Origin of the sequence: Streptomyces doebereineriae (assembly GCF_031845645.1) — a bacterium.
Classification (GTDB): Bacteria; Actinomycetota; Actinomycetes; order Streptomycetales; family Streptomycetaceae; genus Streptomyces; species Streptomyces canus.
Map to the genome: position 1 here is coordinate 12,992 of NZ_JAVREZ010000001.1, position 20,733 is coordinate 33,724.

Annotated in this window: 18 protein-coding genes; 8 read left to right on the forward strand and 10 right to left on the reverse strand. The window is 70.9% G+C overall.

Features of this window, described 5'->3' with window-relative positions; all coding sequences use genetic code 11:
* Positions 1-13 precede the first annotated feature (13 nt).
* The 3 genes from RNB18_RS00085 to RNB18_RS00095 are packed head-to-tail and all read left to right on the forward strand — an operon-like array spanning position 14 to position 3,711.
* Positions 14-1,048 carry a LacI family DNA-binding transcriptional regulator gene (locus RNB18_RS00085; protein WP_394817586.1) on the forward strand — a complete coding sequence of 345 codons (1,035 nt, stop codon included), beginning with the start codon at positions 14-16 and terminating at the stop codon, positions 1,046-1,048.
* Between the two features lie 17 nt (positions 1,049-1,065).
* Positions 1,066-2,244: a 4-hydroxybenzoate 3-monooxygenase gene (locus RNB18_RS00090; RefSeq protein ID WP_311712041.1), complete on the forward strand. Its 1,179-nt coding sequence runs from the start codon at positions 1,066-1,068 to the stop codon at positions 2,242-2,244.
* 30 nt (positions 2,245-2,274) lie between these two features.
* A complete protein-coding gene (locus RNB18_RS00095) occupies positions 2,275-3,711 on the forward strand; it encodes a benzaldehyde dehydrogenase (protein ID WP_311712042.1) in 1,437 nt (478 codons plus the stop codon).
* A 3-nt stretch (positions 3,712-3,714) separates the two neighbouring features.
* On the opposite strand, the gene trxA is transcribed toward RNB18_RS00095, so the two are convergent.
* On the reverse strand, positions 3,715-4,101 hold the full coding sequence (trxA, locus tag RNB18_RS00100; RefSeq protein WP_311712043.1) for a thioredoxin: 387 nt from the start codon (positions 4,099-4,101) through the stop codon (positions 3,715-3,717).
* Positions 4,102-4,245: 144 nt separating this feature from the next.
* Between trxA and RNB18_RS00105 the strand changes: the two genes are divergently transcribed.
* Positions 4,246-5,685, forward strand: a complete 1,440-nt coding sequence (locus tag RNB18_RS00105) for a dihydrolipoyl dehydrogenase family protein (protein ID WP_311712044.1) — start codon at positions 4,246-4,248, stop codon at positions 5,683-5,685.
* Here RNB18_RS00105 and RNB18_RS00110 read toward each other — a convergent pair.
* Positions 5,682-6,326 carry a peptide deformylase gene (locus RNB18_RS00110; protein ID WP_311712045.1) on the reverse strand — a complete coding sequence of 215 codons (645 nt, stop codon included), beginning with the start codon at positions 6,324-6,326 and terminating at the stop codon, positions 5,682-5,684. The genes RNB18_RS00105 and RNB18_RS00110 overlap by 4 nt on opposite strands.
* A gap of 136 nt (positions 6,327-6,462) precedes the next feature.
* Between RNB18_RS00110 and RNB18_RS00115 the strand changes: the two genes are divergently transcribed.
* Complete coding sequence (locus tag RNB18_RS00115) at positions 6,463-7,860, forward strand: PepSY-associated TM helix domain-containing protein (protein ID WP_311712046.1); 1,398 nt, start codon at positions 6,463-6,465, stop codon at positions 7,858-7,860.
* Between the two features lie 18 nt (positions 7,861-7,878).
* On the opposite strand, the gene RNB18_RS00120 is transcribed toward RNB18_RS00115, so the two are convergent.
* A complete protein-coding gene (locus RNB18_RS00120) occupies positions 7,879-8,325 on the reverse strand; it encodes a MarR family transcriptional regulator (protein WP_311712047.1) in 447 nt (148 codons plus the stop codon).
* The gene (locus RNB18_RS00125; protein WP_311712048.1) at positions 8,322-8,804 is read right to left on the reverse strand and encodes a MarR family winged helix-turn-helix transcriptional regulator; all 483 of its coding nucleotides are present in this window, start codon (positions 8,802-8,804) and stop codon (positions 8,322-8,324) included. Before RNB18_RS00125 ends, RNB18_RS00120 begins: the two co-directional genes overlap by 4 nt.
* A 92-nt stretch (positions 8,805-8,896) precedes the next feature.
* Between RNB18_RS00125 and RNB18_RS00130 the strand changes: the two genes are divergently transcribed.
* Positions 8,897-9,862, forward strand: a complete 966-nt coding sequence (locus RNB18_RS00130) for a pirin family protein (protein ID WP_311712049.1) — start codon at positions 8,897-8,899, stop codon at positions 9,860-9,862.
* Between the two features lie 372 nt (positions 9,863-10,234).
* Here the strand turns inward: RNB18_RS00130 and RNB18_RS00135 are convergent, their stop codons facing one another.
* The 5 genes from RNB18_RS00135 to RNB18_RS00155 all read right to left on the reverse strand — a co-directional run bounded on the left by RNB18_RS00135 (position 10,235) and on the right by RNB18_RS00155 (position 17,720).
* Positions 10,235-11,020 carry a sulfite exporter TauE/SafE family protein gene (locus RNB18_RS00135; protein WP_311712050.1) on the reverse strand — a complete coding sequence of 262 codons (786 nt, stop codon included), beginning with the start codon at positions 11,018-11,020 and terminating at the stop codon, positions 10,235-10,237.
* A gap of 135 nt (positions 11,021-11,155) precedes the next feature.
* Entirely contained in the window at positions 11,156-13,018 is a 1,863-nt protein-coding gene (locus tag RNB18_RS00140; RefSeq protein WP_311712051.1) for a hypothetical protein, read from the reverse strand.
* A gap of 555 nt (positions 13,019-13,573) precedes the next feature.
* Positions 13,574-14,329 carry an NPP1 family protein gene (locus tag RNB18_RS00145; protein WP_311712052.1) on the reverse strand — a complete coding sequence of 252 codons (756 nt, stop codon included), beginning with the start codon at positions 14,327-14,329 and terminating at the stop codon, positions 13,574-13,576.
* 13 nt (positions 14,330-14,342) lie between these two features.
* On the reverse strand, positions 14,343-15,458 hold the full coding sequence (locus RNB18_RS00150) for a glycoside hydrolase family 19 protein (RefSeq protein WP_311712053.1): 1,116 nt from the start codon (positions 15,456-15,458) through the stop codon (positions 14,343-14,345).
* Between the two features lie 75 nt (positions 15,459-15,533).
* Positions 15,534-17,720, reverse strand: a complete 2,187-nt coding sequence (locus RNB18_RS00155) for an RICIN domain-containing protein (RefSeq protein ID WP_311712054.1) — start codon at positions 17,718-17,720, stop codon at positions 15,534-15,536.
* Positions 17,721-17,914: 194 nt separating this feature from the next.
* Here RNB18_RS00155 and RNB18_RS00160 point away from each other — a divergent pair, with 194 nt between their 5' ends.
* Together RNB18_RS00160 and RNB18_RS00165 are read left to right on the forward strand one after the other, a co-directional pair.
* Positions 17,915-18,994: a YihY/virulence factor BrkB family protein gene (locus tag RNB18_RS00160; protein ID WP_311712055.1), complete on the forward strand. Its 1,080-nt coding sequence runs from the start codon at positions 17,915-17,917 to the stop codon at positions 18,992-18,994.
* Positions 18,995-19,044: 50 nt separating this feature from the next.
* Positions 19,045-19,518 carry a phosphatase PAP2 family protein gene (locus tag RNB18_RS00165; RefSeq protein WP_311712056.1) on the forward strand — a complete coding sequence of 158 codons (474 nt, stop codon included), beginning with the start codon at positions 19,045-19,047 and terminating at the stop codon, positions 19,516-19,518.
* 33 nt (positions 19,519-19,551) lie between these two features.
* Here the strand turns inward: RNB18_RS00165 and RNB18_RS00170 are convergent, their stop codons facing one another.
* Complete coding sequence (locus RNB18_RS00170; protein WP_311712057.1) at positions 19,552-20,619, reverse strand: LacI family DNA-binding transcriptional regulator; 1,068 nt, start codon at positions 20,617-20,619, stop codon at positions 19,552-19,554.
* Positions 20,620-20,733: the final 114 nt, after the last annotated feature.

A 20,733-nucleotide genomic window follows, 5' to 3' on the forward strand; every position in this document is an offset into this window, starting at 1 on the left:
GATGACGACCGTCATGGTGCAGATACCGAAAACGCCCGCGCCCGTTTCCCCGGCGACGCGCTCGGTTCCCACGAGTGCCGACGTGGCCCGCCTGGCCGGCGTCTCCCGAGCGACCGTCTCCTACGTCCTCAACAACACCAGCGCCGTCCGGATCAGCGAGCCCACGCGCCGCCGAGTCCACGAGGCCGCGAAGGAACTCGGGTACGTGCCGCACGCGGCCGCCCGCAGCCTGCGCGCCGGCCACAGCCGGATGGTCCTGATGCCCGCCCCGTCCATCCCGGTCGGCCCGCTCTACAGCCAGTTCATCAGTGAACTCCAGTGGGCCCTGGGCCGGTTGGACTACACCGTCGTGCAGTACGGCAGCGTCGGCCTGCAGGGCGACGAGGCCGCCCGCGCCTGGGCCGAGCTGCGCCCGGTCGCGGTCCTGGTGCCCGGCACGGGACTCGGCCCGCAGGGTGTGGCCCTGCTCCGGCGCTCCGGTGCCCGGGCGGTGGTCACCCTCGGTCCCGACGCGGTCGAGGGGGCCCACGCCCTGCTCATGGACCACGCGGGCGTCGGCCACAGTGCCGCCACCCACCTGTACGCCCGCGGCCGGCGCCGCATCGGTGTGGTGGTGCCCGAGGAGTCCGGCCTGGAGGCCTTCTCGCTGCCCCGGCTGGCAGGTGTGCGCAGGGCCCTGCACGGCACCGACGCCACGCTGACCGAGCTGCCCCTCGCCTACGAGGAGCAGGCCGCGGCCAAGCTCGCCGTCCGCTGGCGGGACCTCGGCCTCGACGCCGTGTTTGCGTACAACGACGAGTACGCGATGCTGTTAATGCGTGCCCTCCAGGATGAGGGCATCAGCATCCCGGAGGACACCGCGGTGATCGGCGCCGACGACCTGCTCCTCGGCCGGCTGCTGCGGCCCCGGCTGAGCACGGTCCACCTCGAGCTGCCGTCCGGCCGCGACCTCGCCGAACTGGTCGACCGCGCGGTGCGCGAACCGGGCGCCGCGACCGAGACGCACACGGTGCTGGGTGCCACGGTGGTGCACCGCGACTCCAGCTGACGCAGGGAGGCCTGCCCATGCGCACCACGGTCGGGATCATCGGCGGCGGCCCCGCCGGACTGCTCCTCGCCCGCATGCTGCATCGCGCGGGGATCGACTGTGTGGTCCTGGAGAGCAGGACGCGGGAGTACGTCGAGCACCGTCAGCGTGCCGGGATGCTGGAGCAGGGCACGGTCGACGCCCTGCGCGCGTGCGGCGCCGCCGAGCGTCTGGAGACCGAGGGACTGGTCCACCAGGGCATCGAGCTGCGGTTCGCGGGGGAGCGGCATCACATCGACTTCCCTGTCCTCACCGGTGGCCGTACGGTCACGGTCTACGCCCAGACCGAGATCGTGAAGGATCTCGTCGCGCTCCAACTGGCCGAGGGGCCACCGCTGTTGTTCGAGGCGGAGGCTCTGGCGGTCGAGAAGCCGCAGAGCGACGCCCCCGTTGTGCGGTTCCTGCACGAGGGCCGCGAACAGACGCTGACCTGCGACTGGATCGCGGGCTGCGACGGCTTCCACGGCATCTCCCGGGAGGCCTTCCCGACGGCGACGAGCCGGACGTACGAGCACGACTACCCGTACTCCTGGCTCGGGATCCTCGCCGATGTCCCGCCGTCCTGCGAGGAGTTGATCTACGCCCGTGGCGAGCGCGGCTTCGCCCTGCACAGCATGCGCTCGCCCACCGTCTCCCGGCTCTACCTCCAGGTCGCGAACGGTACCGATCCCGAGGACTGGTCCGACGAGCGGATCTGGGACGAGCTCGCCGCCCGCTTCGCGATCGACGCCGACTGGACACTGGAACGCGGCCCGATCACCGCCAAGTCGGTGACACCGATGCGCAGTTACGTCCACGAACCGATGCGGCACGGCCGTCTCCTGCTGGCCGGCGACGCCGCGCACATCGTGCCGCCGACCGGGGCCAAGGGCCTCAACCTTGCCGTGTCCGACGTATCCGTACTCGCCCGGGCCCTGACCGCACTGCACCGCACGGGATCGACACAACTGATCGACAGATATTCGAAGTTGTGTCTTTCTCGTGTGTGGCAGGCCACGCGGTTCTCGTACGACATGACTAGGATGTTGCACGCTCAACCAAATGGGGATGCGTTCGAGAGCCGGATGCAGCTCGCACGGCTGCGCCGCATCACCGCATCCCACCACGCGGCCGCCGAACTGGCCGCGAACTACACGGGACTACCGCTCCCCGTGTGAGTCCCACCGGTGATCGAACGGAGAGCCGTCATGTCATTGCTCGACCCCAAGAGCTGGCAGCCCCACCCCCTGTCGGGACCTGAGTACGCCGTCACCGAGCCCGCCACCGGCGACACGCTCGCCACCGTCACCCTCGCCGGCGCCGCGGACGTGGAGCGCTCCTCGGCGGCCGCCCGTGCCGCCCAGACCGAATGGGCCCGGCTCCCGCACTTCGTGCGCGCCGGGGTGCTGCGCAAGGCCGGTGATCTGTTCTCCGCCCACGCCGACGAACTGCGCGAGTGGCTCGTCCGCGAGTCCGGGTCCATCCCCGGCAAGGCCGACTTCGAACTGCACGTGGCCGCCCAGGAGTGCTACGAGGCCGCCGCCCTCGCCTCCCGCCCCGCGGGCCAGGTCCTGCCCAGCGAGGCACCCCGCCTGTCCTACACGCGCCGGGTCCCGGTCGGCGTCGTGGGCGTGATCGCGCCCTTCAACGCCCCGCTGATCCTCTCGATTCGCTCCGTCGCCCCGGCCCTGGCGCTGGGGAACGCGGTGATCCTGAAGCCGGACCCGCGCACCGCGGTCTGCGGCGGCCTCTCGCTCGCCGCCGTCTTCGCCGAGGCCGGGCTGCCCGAGGGGCTGTTCCATGTCCTGCCCGGCGGCCCCGATGTCGGCCAGGCCCTGGTCGCCGACCCGCGCGTCCCCGTCATCTCCTTCACCGGATCGACCGCGGCGGGCCGCGCGGTGGGCGAGGCGGCGGGACGCCACCTCAAGCGCGCCCACCTGGAACTCGGCGGCAACTCCGCGCTGATCGTCCTGGAGGACGCCGACATCGAGGCCGTCATCTCCACGGCGGCCTGGGGATCCTTCTTCCACCAGGGCCAGATCTGCATGACGACCGGCCGCCACCTCGTCCACGACTCGCTGTACGAGGAGTACGTCGAGCGCCTGGCCGCCAAGGCCGACTCCCTCGCCGTCGGCGACCCGAACCGGGAACAGGTCCACCTGGGCCCGATCATCGACGACAACCAGCTCGCCAAGGTGCGCGGCCTGGTCGAGGCCAGCACCGCCCAGGGCGCCAAGCTGGCGGCCGGCGGCACGCACGAGAAACTCTTCTACCGCCCGACGGTTCTCGCAGGCCTGGACGACAGCACGCCGGCCTACACGGAGGAGGTGTTCGGCCCCGTGGCACCTGTACGGTCCTTCAGCACGGTCGACGAGGCCGCCGCCCTGGCCGCCGCGGGGCCGTACGGCCTCTCGCTCGGCATCGTCACCGGGGACGCGGCCCGCGGTCTCGACCTGGCGGAGCGGATCCCCACCGGCATCGTGCACATCAACGACCAGACCGTGAACGACGAGGCGGTCGCGCCCTTCGGCGGTATCGCCGCGTCCGGCACCGGCGCCCGCTTCGGCGGTGAGGCCAATGTGGAGGCCTTCACCGACGTGCGCTGGACGACGGTACGCGCGGACGTGGCGACCTACCCCTTCTAGGGGTTACTCGCTGTTCTGCTCGGCCTGGGCCTGCTGCTCGGCCACGGCCTTGCGGACCTCGGCCATGTCCAGCTTGCGGGCCTGCCCGATGACGTCCGTCAGGGCGGATTCGGGCAGCGCGCCCGGCTGGGCGAACACCGCGACCTGGTCGCGGACGATCATCAGCGTCGGGATCGACTGGATACCGAAGGCCGCGGCCAGCTCCGGCTGCGCCTCGGTGTCCACCTTGCCGAACACCAGGTCGGGGTTGTCCTCGGCGGCCTTCTCGTAGACCGGCGCGAACTGGCGGCACGGGCCGCACCACGACGCCCAGAAGTCGATCAGGACGAACTCGTTGTCCGTGACCGTCTGGTCGAAGTTCTCCTTGGTGAGCTCCACGGTGCTGCTCATGACGTGATCCCTCTTCCTGGTCTCGGAGCGAAGCCGTCGGCACAACACGGCCTGTCCGCCGGGTATTCCACAGCTCTCACCACTCGGTGTGCGGCGCGCGTACCCCTGGTGGCCCGAGTGCACACCACCCACCAGACTGGGCCCATGACGGAAACGGAAAACATCGCCTCCAGTACCTACGATGTAGTGGTGCTCGGTGCCGGGCCCGTGGGGGAGAACGTGGCCGACCGCACCCGCGCGGCCGGCCTCTCCACCGCGGTCGTGGAGAGCGAGCTGGTCGGCGGAGAGTGCTCCTACTGGGCCTGTATGCCCAGCAAGGCCCTGCTGCGGCCGGTGATCGCCCAGGCGGACGCGCGCCGCCTGCCGGGCCTGAGCGCCTCGGTGCAGGGACCCCTCGACACGGCCGCGGTTCTCGCACGCCGGGACTACTTCACCTCGAACTGGAAGGACGACGGCCAGATCGGCTGGCTGGACAGCATCGGCGCCGACCTCCACCGCGGCCACGGCCGTCTCACCGGAGAGCGCACGGTCACGGTCACCGGTCCCGACGGCGTACGGAAGGTGCTGACCGCCCGGCACGCCGTGGCCGTCTGCACCGGCACCCGGGCCGTCCTGCCGGACCTGCCGGGCCTCGACGAGGTCAAGCCGTGGACCAGCCGCGAGGCCACGAGCGCCCAGGCGGCGCCCGGACGCCTTGTCGTGGTCGGCGGGGGAGTGGTCGCCACCGAGATGGCCACGGCCTGGCAGGCACTCGGCTCGCAGGTCACCCTGCTCGTGCGCGGGAAGGGCCTGCTCAACCGCATGGAGCCCTTCGCGGGCGAACTCGTCGCCGAGGCGCTCACCGAAGCGGGCGTGAACGTCCGCACCGGCACGTCGGTCGAGTCGGTCACCCGTGAGAACGGCACGGTCGTGGTCGTCACCGGCACCGGCGACCGTATCGAGGCGGACGAGATCCTCTTCGCCGCCGGACGCGCCCCGCACACCGACGACATCGGCCTGGACACGATCGGCCGGGAGCCCGGCACCTGGCTGGAGGTCGACGACAGCCTCCGTGTGACCGGCAGCGACTGGCTCTACGCGGTCGGCGACGTCAATCACCGCGCGCTCCTCACCCACCAGGGCAAGTACCAGGCGCGCATCGCGGGCGCCGCCATCTCCGCCCGGGCCTCCGGAGCCCCGGTCCAGGCGGATCCCTGGGGCGCCCACGCCGCGACCGCCGACCACGACGCCGTACCCCAGGTCGTCTTCACCGACCCGGAGGCCGCCGCGGTGGGCCTCTCCCTGGCGGAGGCCGAACAGGCGGGCCACCGGGTCCGCGCGGTCGACTACGACCTCGCTTCGGTGTCGGGCGCCGGCCTCTACGCCGACGGCTACCGGGGGCGGGCCCGCATGGTCGTCGACCTGGAACACGAGATCCTCCTCGGCGTCACCTTCGTCGGCCCCGGCGTCGGCGAACTGATCCACTCCGCGACGATCGCGGTCGCGGGCCAGGTCCCGATCAGCCGGCTCTGGCACGCGGTCCCGTCGTACCCGACGATCAGCGAGGTGTGGCTGCGGTTGCTGGAGGCCTACCGGGACAACTAGGGCAGCTCGAAGCCGAGGGACGCGGCCGCCCGCTCCGGTGTCGGCTGCGTCCACCGCTCGGCCATCGCCTGGTTCGAGGACAGCGAGCGCAGCTCGGCGCGGTCGAGGTACAGCATGCCGTCGAGGTGATCCGTCTCGTGCTGGACGATCCGTGCAGGCCAGCCGCTGAACACCTCGTCGACCGGGCGGCCGTTCTCGTCCTCGCATGTCAGCCGTACCTGAGCGGGCCGCGCCACCACGGCCTGCCAGCCCGGCACGCTCAGACAGCCCTCGAAGAACGCGGCCCGTTGCGTGCCGACGGGCTCGTACGACGGATTGACCAGCACGCGGAACGGCTGCGGCACCCGTCCACGCGCCTCCCGCACCTCTTCCGGTACGGGCGCCGGGTCCTCGACGACCGCGATGCGCAGCGGCACCCCCACCTGCGGGGCGGCCAGGCCTACGCCCGGCGCCGCGTGCATGGTGATGCGCAGGGCCTCGACGAAACGGGACAGCAGCGCGGCGTCCAACTGGCCGTCGTACGGCTCGGTGGCGCGCCGCAGGACCGGTTCGCCGGCCGCTACGATCGGCAGCGGACCGTCCGTGGCCAGGAGTTCCTCGACCAGCTCGGCAAGGGGCGTGCGATGACTCGGAGTTGCCATCGCGCCAGGATGTCATGGCACCGAGCGAGCTGTGGGCCTTCCTTGTGATGCAGGTCACTTCACGTCCCGGGAACTCGATGCCCCCTTCCTCCGACTACTGGACCGCTACCGTCCCCAGCCCTCGGAGATGCCGCCGATGTCCATCGCCCCCTCGACGACCACCGACGAGGCCCCGCAACCGGCCGTCCCGGCGCCGGTCCCCAGCAGATGGGCCCCGCTGCGCCCGCTCGTGCTGCGCCTGCACTTCTACGCCGGCGTGTTCGTCGCCCCCTTCCTGCTCATCGCCGCCGTCACCGGCTTTCTGTACGCCGGTGCCTTCCAGGCCGAGAAGATCGTCTACCGGAACGAGATGACCGTCGCCGCCGTCGGCGACAGCAAGCTGCCCATCTCCACGCAGGTCGCCGCCGCCCGCGAGGCCCACCCCGAGGGGACCGTCTCGGCCGTGCGTCCTTCCCCCGAGGACGACGCGACGACCAGGGTGCTGCTGTCCGGGGTGAAGGGGGTCGACCCGAACCACACCCTCGCGGTGTTCGTCGACCCGTACACCGGCAAGGTCCGCGGCACGCTCGAGCAGTACGGCTCCACCGGCGCGCTGCCGCTGCGCACCTGGATCGACGAGTTCCACCGCGACCTCCACCTCGGCGAGAACGGCCGCCTGTACAGCGAGTTCGCCGCCAGCTGGCTGTGGGTGATCGCGGGCGGCGGCATCGCGCTGTGGTTCTCCCGCCGCCGCGCCCTGCGCAAGGTCCGCGGTACCAGCGGGCGGCGCCGCACCCTCGGACTGCACGGCAGCGTCGGCGTCTGGGCCGCGGCCGGTTTCATCTTCCTGTCGGCGACCGGACTGACCTGGTCGACGTACGCCGGCGCCAACATCGACGAACTCCGCACCTCCCTGGGCCAGTCCACGCCATCGGTCTCCTCGGCCGCGGGCGGCGACCACTCGGGCCACGGCGCGTCCGCCTCGGCCGGAGGCGCCGAGCACGGCGTCGGCCTCGACAAGGTGCTGGCCGCCGCCCGTGCCGAAGGGCTCGGCGACCCCGTCGAGATGGTCCCGCCCGCCGACGAGTCGTCGGCCTATGTCGTACGGCAGGTGCAGCGCAGCTGGCCCGAGAAGCAGGACGCGGTCGCCGTCGACCCGACCACCGGCGAGGTCACCGACGTGCTGCGGTTCGCCGACTACCCGCTGCTCGCCAAGCTGACCCGCTGGGGCATCGATCTGCACACCGGCGTCCTGTTCGGGCTGGTCAACCAGATCGCCCTGATGCTCCTGGCGCTGTCGCTGGTCCTGTTGATCGTGTGGGGCTACCGCATGTGGTGGCAGCGCGGTCGGGGCTCCGCCTTCGGCCGGCCGATCCCGCGCGGCGCCTGGCAGCAGGTTCCGCCGCAGATCCTGGTGCCCGGCGTGGTGGTCGTCGCCGTCCTCGGCTACTTCGTGCCGCTGCTCGGCATTCCGCTGGCCGGCTTCATCGTCGCCGACGTGATCCTCGGCGAGGTCGCCCACCGGCGGGGCAGGAAGGGCGTGACGGCGACCTGAGACGTACGTGCTGTCCCGCTACGTGTTCAGGGCGGCGAGCTCCTCGTCGGCCCGCTCGGTGATGAGGCTCAGTACGCGTCCGGCCACCACGAGGTCTTCCGCGGGGATGCCGGCGTAGACCCGGGCGGTGAGGGGGGCGGTCTCGGCGGACGTCGTCTCGAACAGCGCCCGTCCGGTGTCCGTGATCCGCACCTGGGACGGCTCATGGGGAGCCAGCAGTCCCGCGGAGATCAGCTCGTCGACCACGGAGTGCGCCTCCGTCGCGTCGATCTTCAGCGCGCCGACGAGGTCCTCGACGATGCGGTCACGCCCGACCGGGCCCTCGGCGAGGGCGGCGAGCCGCAGGGTGACGGACTGCTGGAAGGTCGCGCCGTGGCGGGCCAGGACGTTCTCGAGAAGTGCACGGGCCGCGTAGTGGGCCAGGGCTATGACGCGGGGGTTGAGGACGGGAGTGGTGGTGGTCATGACTGCTCCTCCAAGTTCACGTTCGTCGGGTCGAGAGGTGCGTCGAGCAGGGTCGCCAGCTCGCGCTTGAACTCCCGCGTGCGCGCGCTGTCCAGGCCTCCGAGCGGTGCCAGCAGTTGCTCCAGGAGCCCCTGGACGACCTTGATGGCCCGCAGGGTCCGCGCGCGGCCCTCCTCGGTCAGCGCCAGTTGCACCGCGCGCGGGTCGCGGGGGTCCCGGGTGCGTTCCAGGAGCCCGGCGCTCTCCAGGGAGCGCGCCAGCTTGGAGACGTAGAGCGGTTCGAGGCCGGTGTGGTCGGCGAGGCGCCGCTGGCTCGGGCGCTCACCGCCGCGCTGCATGCCGTACAGCGATGCCACCAGCGAGTACTGGGCGTGGGTCAGGCCGAGCGGCGCCACCGCGCGGTCGACCGCGACCCGCCACTTCATCGACAGTCGCCAGACCAGGAAACCGGGCGTCGCGCCCTCGGATGCCGTACTCATGCTCGATACAGTACATGGCTACTATGTCTATGGCTACTATTTTCGGGCTGGGAGCCTGACGGGGATCGCCTCACGGGTCTAGGTTGGGCGTCATGAGCAATCTTGATCGCGAGCCGGTTCCCGCCCTGTGCGGCGGCCGCGGCTTCGTGGTGGCGGAACCCGTGCGCGAACTCCTCAGCCCTCGGCGCGTCAAGCTCGGCGAGGCCGGCGAGGTACGCCGGCTTCTTCCCAACCTGGGCCGCCGCATGGTCGGCGCCTGGTGTTTCGTCGACCACTACGGCCCAGACGACATCGCCGACGAGCCGGGCATGCAGGTGCCCCCGCACCCGCACATGGGCCTGCAGACGGTGAGCTGGCTGCACCAGGGCGAGGTGCTGCACCGCGACTCCACCGGCAGCCTCCAGACCATCCGTCCCCGTGAGCTGGGCCTGATGACCTCCGGCCGCGCGATCAGCCACTCCGAGGAGAGCCCGAAGTCCCACGCCCGCTTCCTGCACGGCGCCCAGCTCTGGGTTGCCCTGCCCGACGGCCACCGCCACACCGACCCGCGCTTCGAGCACCACGCCGAGCTGCCGCAGATCACGGCACCCGGCCTGACGGCCACGCTCATCCTGGGCGACCTCGACGGCGCACGCTCACCCGGAACGGCGTACACCCCCATCGTCGGCGCCGACCTGACCCTCGCCCGCGGCGCGGAGGTACGTCTGCCCCTGGTACCGGACTTCGAGTACGCCGTCCTGTCCATGTCCGGCGAGGCCCACGTGGACGGGGTGCCGCTCCTGCCCGGTTCGATGCTCTACCTCGGCTGCGGCCGCACCGAACTCCCGCTCCGCGCCGAGTCGGACGCGGGCCTGATGCTCCTGGGCGGCGAGCCGTTCGAGGAGGAGCTCGTCATGTTCTGGAACTGGATCGGGCGGTCCCAGGAGGAGATCGAACAGGCCCGTGAGGACTGGATGACAGGGTCCCGCTTCGGTGAGGTGAAGGGCTACGACGGGGCTCCGCTGCCCGCTCCGGAGCTGCCGCCGCTGCCGTTGAAGCCGCGAGGCAGAGTGCGCTGACCTGCAGGGATGCCTGCGTGTTGGTGACGCAGTCGAGTGGGGCGCGGCCTGGCATTGCCTCCGGCGGTCGACCGCTTGCTGTAGCCGTCTGTGGGCAGCTGTGGCAGAGCGATTGCTGACCTTTGCTGACGTTCCTGACGGTCCGTCAGGCCAGGTTGCGAAGTTCCTTTCGAAGCCCAGTCGCTTGCGCAGGGCTTCCGCGGGTTTGATGACGACCGGGGAGGGCTGACGCGACACGTGGTGCAGGCGGCGGGCGACGTCCCGGTGGGCTGAAGACGGTGACCACGCGTCCGTGTTCCCTGGACCTCGGTCGTTGTCCAGTGCCGACCGACCGTTGATGGTCTCCGTCGGAGGTCCCCAAGCGGCATGGGCTCAGTTCAGGGTCTGGGCTGCGTACAGGGTGCCGAGGGCTGCGGCGAGGGTGCCGAGCAGGAGACGTAGGGCTCGTTCGGGCAGACGGGGCTGGAGGCGGGCGCCGAGGTAGCCGCCGATGAGTCCGCCGGTGCCGCAGGCGAGTCCGAGCCACCAGTCGGGGGCGACGTCTCCGGAGCCGATGAGTGAGAACAGCGCGTAGGCGGCGGCGCCGACAACGGAGGTGGCGAATGTGGCGGCGAGCGCCGCCGGGGCGACGCGTGCGACGGGCAGGCCGCGTCCGGCGAGGATCGGTCCGAGGAGGGAGCCGCCGCCGATGCCGTAGATGCCGCCGACCACTCCGACCGCCAGGGCGAGACCGGTGAGCGTACGTGGGGTCAACTCGCCTGCGGACGGCGGGCGGTGGCGTACCGGGGTGAGGGTGCGCAGGCACAGCCACAGGCCCAGCGGCAGCAGCAGGGCGGCGATCAGGAGCCGGAAGACGCTCGGGCCGGGGAGGGCGAAGACGCGGATGGCGGCGCCGAGGACGACGCCGGGCAGGGTGCCCAGCACCAGACGCCGGGCTAGGTCGCCACGCAGGGCGCCGTCGCGGCGGTAGCGCCACAGAGCTCCGGGTCCGGCGACGACGTTGAACAGCAGGTTGGTCGGGGTGACCGCCGGGTTGGGCACACCGAAGACGCTCAGCTGGACCGGAAGGAGGAACACCGCGCCGGACACACCGACCGGGGCGGTCACGGTCGCGATCAGCAGGCCGGCGGCCAGCCCTCCTGCCAGTGTCCAGTCCACCGTTGCCCCCGCTTGTCGATCGCCCCGTCAGTATCAGTGTCCCGGGCGGTGACAGTGGAACGGGGGCGAGGAGTCGGCGTCCTGCGCGGAGTGGTCACGGTCGCGGCAGCCTCTAAGGTTCTGCCCTCGGCCTGCTCATACGAAGAGCGCGGCTGCCGTGGTGAGGGCGACGAGGAAGAGCAGAACGGGACCGAGCGGCAGGCCGTGGTCGCGCGGTGAGCAGCGGTCGGTGGGGCGCAGTTCCGGGTGGAGGTGCAGAGTGGTGACCTCCTCGACCATGCGGACGTACGACGGACGCACCCGCAGACGTCGCTCGAGCCGCGGCTCACCCAGGCCCGTCAGATGCCAGGTGCTGCCGTCCGACAGGCGTATCTCCACACTGCCCTCATCGGTGTACCGGGCCGCCCGCAGCTGTTCCCAGGGGACGTGTCGTACCGTCCAGGCCCCGGTCAGCCGCAGGCCGGTGCTGTCCGCAGTGACGCGCCAGTTCAGGAGAACGGCCGCCAGGTTGATCCATATCAGCAGGCCGAGCAGGGGGAGGATCTCCCAGCCGAAGCCGTCGGTCACGAGGGAGCGCGTGAAGTAGGCGATGCCGGCTGCCACGCCTGCGGTGAAGGCCAGTCCCGCCGTTCGGGCCACCGAGCCTGGTCCCCAGCGCAGGGGATGGCTGGTGGGTGCCAAAGTGGCGGCGATGCGGTCGGCCCGGTCCTGGTGGCGTGGCCCTGCGATATCGGAGCGGGCTGCCTTGAGGGCATGGGGATCCAGGAGTGGGTCCTTGCCGGTTCGAGCAAATCGGAGCCGGCCGGCGGTACGGATCACGATCGGATGCCCGTCCCGGTCTGTCGTGACAAGGAGCAGTTCACCGCCGTCGTACGGCGCACCGAGCATGACCGCTTCGTGCAGTCGTGTGTCGACGACGGGGTCTTCCTCCTCCTCGTCATTGTCATCGAAATCGATGCGGCTTGCGGACCCGTCGCCGTCCGGGAGCGCCGCTGCGAAGAAGCAGGCGAAGAGCGGGGTGCGGCCTGAGCTGTCGTCGGCCGCGTAGACCCAGGTCCGGCCTTCATGATCGGTGCGCTCCAGCACGCGCAGAGCCGGCACCGGTGCGCGGCGCAGCGCCGCGGCACGGCGGCGGGCGAGGACGCCCACGGTGAGCAGGGACAGCCCGGGCAGTGCGGTAGCCAGGACCAGCAGTTGCCAGCCGATGGCGTCGTACGGCTCGGCCACCAGGCGCCGCCACGAGCCGTCCTCCAGCACGGTCACCGTGCCGCCGACGCCGTAGTCCTCCGGGTAATACGAGTCGACGGTGATGCGCCGTGCATCATCGGTGCGGAGCTGTACCGACTCCTCGCCATGGCTGATCACTTTCGCCGTGGTGCGCACGGCCCGGGCCGCGCGCTGCTCGTCTCCATGGATGCCTCTCAGCCCCAGCAGCACGCCACCGGCGGCCACGGTGCACAAGACCAGCGCGGCGGCGAGCGGGAGCGTCCCTCGCCTGAGCGGGCCGACCGGTCCCGGTAGCGGATGCCCCATGCCGGCGGCCCGCTCCGTGAGCCGGCGTTGCCTGGAGCGTGTGGCCAGTCGCTCGCGGGCCGCGGTCCAGCCGAAGGCGAGAGCCGCGATCACGGCGACGTTCGCGGCCCGGGACATCGAGTCGGCGCTCGGTAGCTCGACCCATGCCACGATGCCCGCCAAGGCGGGCGCGGCGATCAGCGTGAGTTCCGGCAGCCGGGTGAGCCAGTACAACAGGCCCACGGCCAGGCCAATCTGCACCATGCCGCCCCAGTCGGTCCCACACGGCACCGCATCACTGCACGGCGGTTCCGGCTCCACCGCGATGGCCCATCCGACGGTGACCAGCAGCGCCAGCACGGACCACATCGGCCGCACCCAGCCCGCGGGCCGCGTCTGCAGCCACTGGACGGCGTCGGCGGATGACCAGGCGGGCGTACCTGTCGGAACGGATCCCGACGGTATCGGGACGGGAGTTTCGGACACGCGAGGATTATGCGGTACAGCCCACAGAACCCGATGGTCTGGGCGCGAACCATCCGATGGTTCGCCGGGTCAGGACCTGGCATCGGCTCCAAGTGACCGCCGGTGGACGCGCCCGCCGAGTTGTTGGGCACGGTGGCACAGCACAATCTCCGTCCCGGTGACCGTGTGGCCGGAGCCTGTCTTCCGCCGGGAAACCGGCGACGGACCGGTTGCGGCACCCCTTCAGCCAGTCACACGACGCAAACGGAGGGATCCATTACCGGTTTCTTCTCCCTGCCCGAACTCGAATTGCCTTGACCGGCTGAGCGGCCTCGGTGATGTGGGGCTGCGGTTCGGGTACGAGGCAGGGCGGGAGGGGCTGCCCACGCCGAAGATCCTGGATTGACGTCTGATCAGGGGCGCGAGGCGCGTGAGCGTCAGCGGGCACGTGATCTCATGCCGGGCACCAGACTGCGTCTTGAGTACATGCGGCTGATGGGACGGGCGGGCGAAGCCGCGGGGGGAGGACGCGCCGACCGGTACGTCGGAGACCCGCGGCTCGGCCTGCCGCCCTTCTCAGGCGTACGGGTCGAAGCTGATCCCGGTCGGCTTGGCGCGGTCGAGGGCGTACGGGAAGTCGCCGTCGTCGATCTTGAGGGTCGCCGAGCCGAAGTCGGCGCCGATGAGCTTGTCGCGGTACCCGGCGGGATAGCCGTTCCAGCCGACGAGACGCGGGAAGAACCAGCCGCCCGTGGCGTTCTCCGGCGGCTCGTCGTTGCCGCCCGCGAACCGGAAGCAGTGGGTCGAGACACCGTCCTTGTGGTAGACGATCTTCGGGTGGCTGCCGTCGAAACGCACCGCGGAACGGGCTGCCACCTGGTAGCCGGAGTGCTGGGACACCGACACGTACTGGACCTGGTCGCCGAGGATCCACACCACGACGTGCTCCCAGTCGTGCCTGTGCCCGATGGCCGCCGGACCCAGGGTCGCCTGGTCCTTCTCGAAGTAGCTGGCATACATCACGGCACACCAGCCGTTGTCGCACTTGGCCCGGGAGTAGGTGTTGGCGTTGGCCAGTTGGGCGTAGTCGTGGCACTTGCCGTTGACGTCGCCGCCGAGCTTCTGGCCGGGATTGAGCGTGCCGTCCGCGCCGATCGCGGCGGTGGCGTAGCAGCCGTCGCGGTCGTAGTCGTAGGCGGGGGAGAAGGTCTGCTCCAGACCGTCGGCGTTCTGGGGCAGCAGGGTCAGGACGTTCGCGTGGGCGGTCGCGGGGATCGTCACGACGAGCGCCAGTGCGCCCAGAAACGTGGCCAGGGTTCTCAACTTGCGCACGAGGTCCCCCTGTTCAGCAGTAGAGGTTGCCGCCGGGGATGACCCCGAGGATCGACGTGAACCGGTTGTAGGCGTCGACGCGGCTCTGCACCTGGGCCGGGTTGCGGCCGTCGCACTCCAGGGAGCCGTTGATGCTGCGGATCGTCTGGCCGAAGCCGGCCTGGTTGACCATGGCGTTGTGCGGAGTCATGGTGCCGGGGCCGGACTGGGTGTTCCAGTACCAGAGGCCGGTCTTCCAGGCCACGGCGGAGTCGTTCTGCACCAGCCAGGGGTTGTTGAGCAGGTCGAGCCCCAACGCGTCGCCCGCGGCCTTGTAGTTGAAGTTCCAGGACAGCTGGATCGGTCCGCGCCCGTAGTACGCGGCCTGTCCCGCCGGGCAGCCGTACGGCTGGTTCCAGTCGCAGTAGGTGGGGTAGTTGGCCGTGTTCTGCTCGACGATGTGGACGAGACCGCCGGTCTCGTGGTTCACGTTGGCGAGGAACGCCGCGGCCTCCTGCTTCTTCACCGTGTCGCTGCCGGTGCTCGCGAATCCGGGGTAGGCGCTCAGCGCCGCGACCAGGCCGCTGTAGGTGTAGAAGGAGTTCCGGTTCGGGAACATCTGGTTGAACTGCGCTTCGCTGACGACGAATCCGGACGGTGTGCCGCCGCCTCCGCTCGCGGGCGCGTTCCACTTCTGGTTGGCCGTACCGGCGCAGGTCCAGATCTGGAGCCGGGTGCCGTTGGCGCTGCTGTTGTCGCGGACGTCCAGGCACTTGTTCGCGGCCGGGTTGACGATGTCGCGTGCGGCGGAGACCACCCACTGCTGGTTGGCGCCGCCCGAACAGTCCCAGAGTTGTACGGCGGCCCCGTCGGCGGTGCTGCGGTCGGCGACGTCCAGACACTTTCCGAGCGCCCTCAGGGTCCCGTCACCGGAGTTGGACCAGATCTGCGCACCGGTGCCGTTGCAGTCGTAGAGCTGTACGGCCGTGCCGTTGGCGGTGCTCGCGCCCGCCACGTCGACGCACTTGCCGGCGAGGCCGGTGATCGTGCCGGAGGCGGCGTGTGCGGGCGTCACCGTGAACAGCGCGGTGAGCACGGCGGCGAGGACGGAGAAGACCGCGAAGCGGCCTCTGCGGAGGGATACGGACATGGGTGAGCACGCTCCTTGAGGGGGGTGAAGGAGGCCGCCCCCCCGTCGAGGGGGGGGCGGCCGAAGGACGGAGCTCTACGGGTAGCTGGTCAGATTGGCCACGTTGGTCGCGGAGTTGGACGGGCCACCGGTGCCGTTGACGACGTGCCGGATGGTCCCGGTGCCGCCGAGGGAGACCGTCACCATGCTCTGGAAGCGCACGCCCGCGGTGTTGGGCGCCTCGATGGCCCGTTCCGCGACCACACCCGGGTTCACGTTGAAGTAGCAGTAGCTGCCGAGGCCGTAGGCCTGGTGGCTGGTGACCGAGTCGGCGACCTTGTAGGCGGCGTAGCCCTGGGTGGAACCGTTCGTCCAGGCCGCCTGGTTGGGCGGGTCGTAGGGCATCTCGTTCTGGTAGAAGTACGTGCGGCCGCCGTTGCCGTTCCACACGGTCTGGTACTTCTGGTAGTGCTCGACGAACAGGCCGTACGCCGTGACGTTGTCGCCGTTGACGATCAGGCCCGTGTCCGCGGTGTTGGTGGTCCAGCCGACGCCACTGCCGTGGTCGGCGCGCCAGATCCACATGTGGTCGCCGATGACGTTGTCGCTGTTGATCACGAGGCTGGTGGTCGCCTTGCCGACGCCCGCGCCGCCGACGCGGAAGTACACGTCGTGCAGGGAGGTCGGGTTCGCGGCGTGGGAGGCGGAGGAGCCGGTCGGCCCGACCTCCATCAGGGTGGGCGAGTTGGTGGTGCCCGCGTCGAAGAGGACGCCCGCGACCTTCACGCCGTCGACGTCGGCCACCTTCATCGCCGTGACGCCGTTGTCCGGAACGAACGTGGCGAGGCCGAGGCCGAGCACGACGGTGTCGGCGCGGTTCACCTGGAGCGTCTGGTTCAGGTGGTACACGCCGGGGGTGACCAGGAGGTTCTTGCCCGCCGCGAGTGCCGCGTTGATGTCGGCGGCACTCGCGCCCGGCTTCACGACGTAGAAGGTGTCCAGGGGCAGGGAGCTGCCGGACGGGGAGCCGTTCGCCCAGCTGGTGCCGGTGGAGTTGGACCGCACGGACGGCACGAACACCTGGTAGGCGCCGTCCCCGTCGACGTACAGGAAGGGCTTCTCCCGGCTCACCGGGGACTGCGCGACCGTGGTGTGGGGCGGGTTGGGGAAGCTGGTGCCGGGGACGCCCTGGCTGCCGACGAAGACCATGTTCCAGTTGGCGCCGGTCCAGCTGCCGAGCTGGGAGTTGCGGGTCAGCCACTGCTGCTGGCTGCCGGAGTCGACCTGTCCGTCGATCTTCGTGTCGGCGAGCAGGCCGCCGCTGGACCAGCCGTTGTCGTCGAGGGCGAGGTTGCCGCGCAGGTGCATCCGGCGGTACGCCGCCGCCTGCGAGACCGCCCAACGGTCGCTGCCGTTCGTGGGGTTGACGGACAGGTTCTCGGCCCCGCGCCAGAAGTTCTGCGTCGCGTTGCCCTGGAACCAGTCGGCCTCGGCGTGCACCGCGCCGTTGACCGTGACCGAGTCCGGGCTCAGACCGAGCCCCGCGACCTGCGTGTAGAAGCCGACGTTGACGTCCGCGCTGTAGGAGCCCGGCTTGAACAGGACGGCGTAGCGCTGGGCGCCGAACTGGTTGGTCTCCTGCTGCTGGAAGATCGAGTTCAGCCGCGACTGGATCGTCGAGGACGACATCGACGGGTCGAAGACGACCACGTTGGGCCCCAGGTCCGGGTTGGTGGCCGACTGGGCCACGGGGACCACCTGGAAGCGCTGGGCCGCGCTGCCGTTGCACATGTACTGGACGAACTGCACGCTGTCGGCGGTCGAGGCACCGGGATCGTCCAGGCACTTGCCGCTGTTGCGGTTGACGAAGTGGTAGGCGCCGCCGCCCTCGTGCACGGGCAGCCACTGCTGGTTGGCGCCACCGCCGTAGGCCCAGAGGTGGACAGGAGCGTTGTCGGCGGTGGAGACGTCGGCGACATCCACGACCTGGCCGGTGCCGTTGCGGTTGTCGATGCGGACGTAGCCGTCGCTCGTGGCGGTGAAACTCCACTGCTGGGCCGTGGTGCTGTTGCACGCGTACTGCTGGACGACGGTGCCGTTGGCGGTGCCGGCCGACCTGGCGTCCAGACACCGCCCACTTGCCGCGTTCATGACAGTAGAAAAGCCGGTTGGCAGCGCGGTGGCGGCGTCGGCAGGTGTGGAGATGGAGGTCAGCAGAGACGCGGCGGCCACCGTGACGAGGGTGGCGGCGCCGGATCTGCGGAGGCGCGGGAGGGTGTGCATGCGCAGAGCCCTTCGTGGGGGGTGAGGGAGTCGCGAGGTGTCTGGCTGACCCGTGAACCTAAAGGTATGGACCACTTACGTCAAGGGATGAAGTAAGGTTTGAGGGAAGCGGGTTGGTGTCATCGCCGTGGACACCTGGGGACTCCCGCATCGGCGTTCTGATTGGGTCGGCGTCCGGGGGTACTCGGGCCGGCATGAAGCTGCATCTTCCTGGTCGTAAAGAGCACCACGGCGGCGGCGAGGCTCCGGAACGCGAGGCCCCGAGGGCCGAGGACGTGGGCCCCGGGCCCGCCGTGGAGCGGCATGCGCCGGACACGCCCTCGCAGCTGCCGAAGCCGGCCTGGGGGGCGGTGCTGCGCGGCAGCATGCGGGAGTTCAAGGACGACGAGCTGACCGACCGGGCCGCCGCGCTGACGTACTACGGCCTGTTGTCGCTCTTCCCGGCCCTGCTGGTCCTGGTGTCGCTGCTCGGTCTGACCGGCAAGTCCGCCACGGACACGGTGCTGCGCAATCTCAAGCAGTTCACTCCGGGTTCCGCCCGAGACATCATCACCGGGGCCGTCGAGCAGCTGCAGAACAAGGCGGGTGTCGGATCGCTCATGGCGATCGTCGGCATCGTCCTGGCGGTGTGGTCGGCGTCCGGGTACGTGGCCGCGTTCATGCGCGCGGCCAACCGGGTCTACGACATGCCGGAGGGCCGCCCGATCTGGAAGATCCTCCCGGTGCGGGTCGGCCTGACGGTCGTCCTGATGGTGCTCGCCGTCGTCAGCGCCCTGATCGTGGTCTTCACCGGCACTCTGGCCCGCAAGGCGGGCACCGCGCTCGGGGCCGGAGACACCGCCCTGACGGTGTGGTCGATCGCCAAGTGGCCCGTCCTGGTGGTCCTGGTCACGATCATGATCGCGCTCCTGTACTGGGGCACGCCGAACGCCAAGGTGAAGGGGTTCAGGTGGATCACGCCGGGCAGCTTCCTCGCCCTGGTCATCTGGCTGCTCGCGTCCGCGGGATTCGCGTTCTACGTCGCCAACTTCGCCTCGTACAACAAGACCTACGGCACCATGGCCGGTGTCATCGTCTTCCTGGTCTGGCTGTGGATCAGCAACCTGGCGATTCTCCTGGGCCTGGAGTTCGACGCCGAGACCGTCCGGCAGCGGGCCATCGCCGGCGGCCTGCCGCCCGACAAGGAGCCCTACACGGAGCCCCGTGACACCAGGACGTGGGACGAGCAGGACCTGCGCCGGCTCGACGACTCGGGACCGGCGCACAGCGGGTGACGGTCGACCGGGCTCTGACACAGCAGGCGGCTTCCCGGATCCCGCCGGGCGTGGCCAGGGCGCTGTCGGCGGTGGAGGAGTCCGCGGAGAGCAGCAAGCTGTGGTGCGGTGCCGCTGCCGCCATGGCGTGGCGGGGCGGGTGGCGGGGCCGCAGGGCCGCGGCCGCCGGACTGATGGCCTTGACGGTCGCCCAACTGGCGTCGAACGGCCTGTGCAAGCAACTGGCCGACCGGCCCAGGCCACCCGCGGAGTGGATCCCGCACGACGAGGTCGCCGACCGCCCCGACTCGTCCTCGTTCCCCTCCGGGCACACGGCGGCCGCGGTCGCCTTCACCGCCGCCGTCGCCCCCACCTGGCCGGCCGCGGGCGCGCTGTGCGCGGTGCCGACCGCCCTGGTGGCCGTGGAACGGGTGCAGTCGGGCGCCCACTACCCCAGCGATGTCGCCGCCGGTGCGGCCATCGGCCTGGCCGGCGCCTGGCTCACGCGACATGCCGTCGCCCTGTTCCTGCGCCATTGGCCTTAGGACAGGCCGACCTGGATCGACAGGGCACGGCTCTCAGTGCCCCGGCGCCGCCCCGCTGCTCGCGCGGATCACGAGGTCCACGGGGATGAGTGACTCGGGATGCGGCGGTTCGGCCGAGTTGTCGATCCGGCTCAGCAGGAGCCGCAGGGACCGGGTGCCGATCTCCGCGAAGTCCGTGCGCACGGTGGTCAGCGGCGGCAGCAGATGCGCGGCCTCGGGGATGTCGTCGTAGCCCACCACGCTGATCTCGCCCGGCACCGAGCGGCCCGCCTCGTGGAAGGCGTGCAGGACGCCGAGGGCCATCTGGTCGTTGGACACGAACACCGCGGTGACGTCCGTACGCCGGGCCAGCCGGCGCCCCAGGTGGTAGCCGGAGTCGGCGCTCCAGTCACCGAACAACGGCTCGGGGATCCGCGCCCCGGCCGCCTCCAGAGTGGAGCGCCAGCTCGCCAGCCGGTGGTCGGCGGAGGTCCAGCCGCTCGGGCCCGCGATGTGCCAGACGGTCGGGTGGCCGAGTCCCAGCAGATGCTCGGTTGCCTTGCGGGCGCCCTTGCGGGAGTCGCCGGTGAGCCGCTCGGTCTCCGGGTCGAAGCCGTTCTCCAGCACCACCAGCGGGGTGTCGAACCGGGTGTCCGCCAGGGCGTGGCCCACCCACAGCTGCGGGGCGATGGCGATCACACCGTCCGCGCCCTCGGCCGAGAGCCGGTCGACGGCCTCGACGACCGTGTCGTGCTCGGCCGTGTCCAGGGAGATGGAGCTGAGCAGATAACCGGCCTCCTGGGCGGCGGTGTTGATCGCGGTCAGGATCGCGGACGGTCCGTAGCGCGCCGCGTCGAAGGTGATGACCCCGAGCATCCGGGTCCGCCCGCTGGCCAGCGACCGGGCGCTGCGGCTGGGCCGGTAGCCGAGGGTCCGCATGGCCGTCAGGACCACCTCGCGGGTCTCGGGGCGGACGGACGGATGCTCGTTGAGCACACGGGAGACGGTCTGTTTGGAGACACCGGCCAGCCGGGCCACGTCGTCCATCACCGGGCGCGAGCCGGCGAAGTTGCGTCGGCTGCGCCCCTTCGGGACGGCTCCCTCGGCGGCGCTTGGGGTCATGGTGGCTGTTTCCTCGACGTGTGGTGGCGGTGGTACGGCGGTCCCGGCCCGCCCCGGGAGCACAGCATAGGCGGGCCGGTCCCGGGGATCCGGCGGGCGGTATCGGGCTCCGGG

Bases quoted from the DNA above. Each gene is read 5' to 3' on its own strand.
- RNB18_RS00095 (WP_311712042.1), top strand. From the start codon at position 2,275: ATGTCATTGCTCGACCCCAAGAGCTGGCAGCCCCACCCCCTGTCGGGA.
- RNB18_RS00150 (WP_311712053.1), bottom strand. From the start codon at position 15,458: ATGTCCGTATCCCTCCGCAGAGGCCGCTTCGCGGTCTTCTCCGTCCTC.
- RNB18_RS00110 (WP_311712045.1), bottom strand. From the start codon at position 6,326: ATGGCAACTCCGAGTCATCGCACGCCCCTTGCCGAGCTGGTCGAGGAA.
- RNB18_RS00090 (WP_311712041.1), top strand. From the start codon at position 1,066: ATGCGCACCACGGTCGGGATCATCGGCGGCGGCCCCGCCGGACTGCTC.
- RNB18_RS00160 (WP_311712055.1), top strand. From the start codon at position 17,915: ATGAAGCTGCATCTTCCTGGTCGTAAAGAGCACCACGGCGGCGGCGAG.
- RNB18_RS00155 (WP_311712054.1), bottom strand. From the start codon at position 17,720: ATGCACACCCTCCCGCGCCTCCGCAGATCCGGCGCCGCCACCCTCGTC.
- RNB18_RS00105 (WP_311712044.1), top strand. From the start codon at position 4,246: ATGACGGAAACGGAAAACATCGCCTCCAGTACCTACGATGTAGTGGTG.
- RNB18_RS00170 (WP_311712057.1), bottom strand. From the start codon at position 20,619: ATGACCCCAAGCGCCGCCGAGGGAGCCGTCCCGAAGGGGCGCAGCCGA.
- RNB18_RS00125 (WP_311712048.1), bottom strand. From the start codon at position 8,804: ATGAGTACGGCATCCGAGGGCGCGACGCCCGGTTTCCTGGTCTGGCGA.
- trxA (WP_311712043.1), bottom strand. From the start codon at position 4,101: ATGAGCAGCACCGTGGAGCTCACCAAGGAGAACTTCGACCAGACGGTC.
- RNB18_RS00085 (WP_394817586.1), top strand. From the start codon at position 14: ATGGTGCAGATACCGAAAACGCCCGCGCCCGTTTCCCCGGCGACGCGC.
- RNB18_RS00115 (WP_311712046.1), top strand. From the start codon at position 6,463: ATGTCCATCGCCCCCTCGACGACCACCGACGAGGCCCCGCAACCGGCC.
- RNB18_RS00130 (WP_311712049.1), top strand. From the start codon at position 8,897: ATGAGCAATCTTGATCGCGAGCCGGTTCCCGCCCTGTGCGGCGGCCGC.
- RNB18_RS00120 (WP_311712047.1), bottom strand. From the start codon at position 8,325: ATGACCACCACCACTCCCGTCCTCAACCCCCGCGTCATAGCCCTGGCC.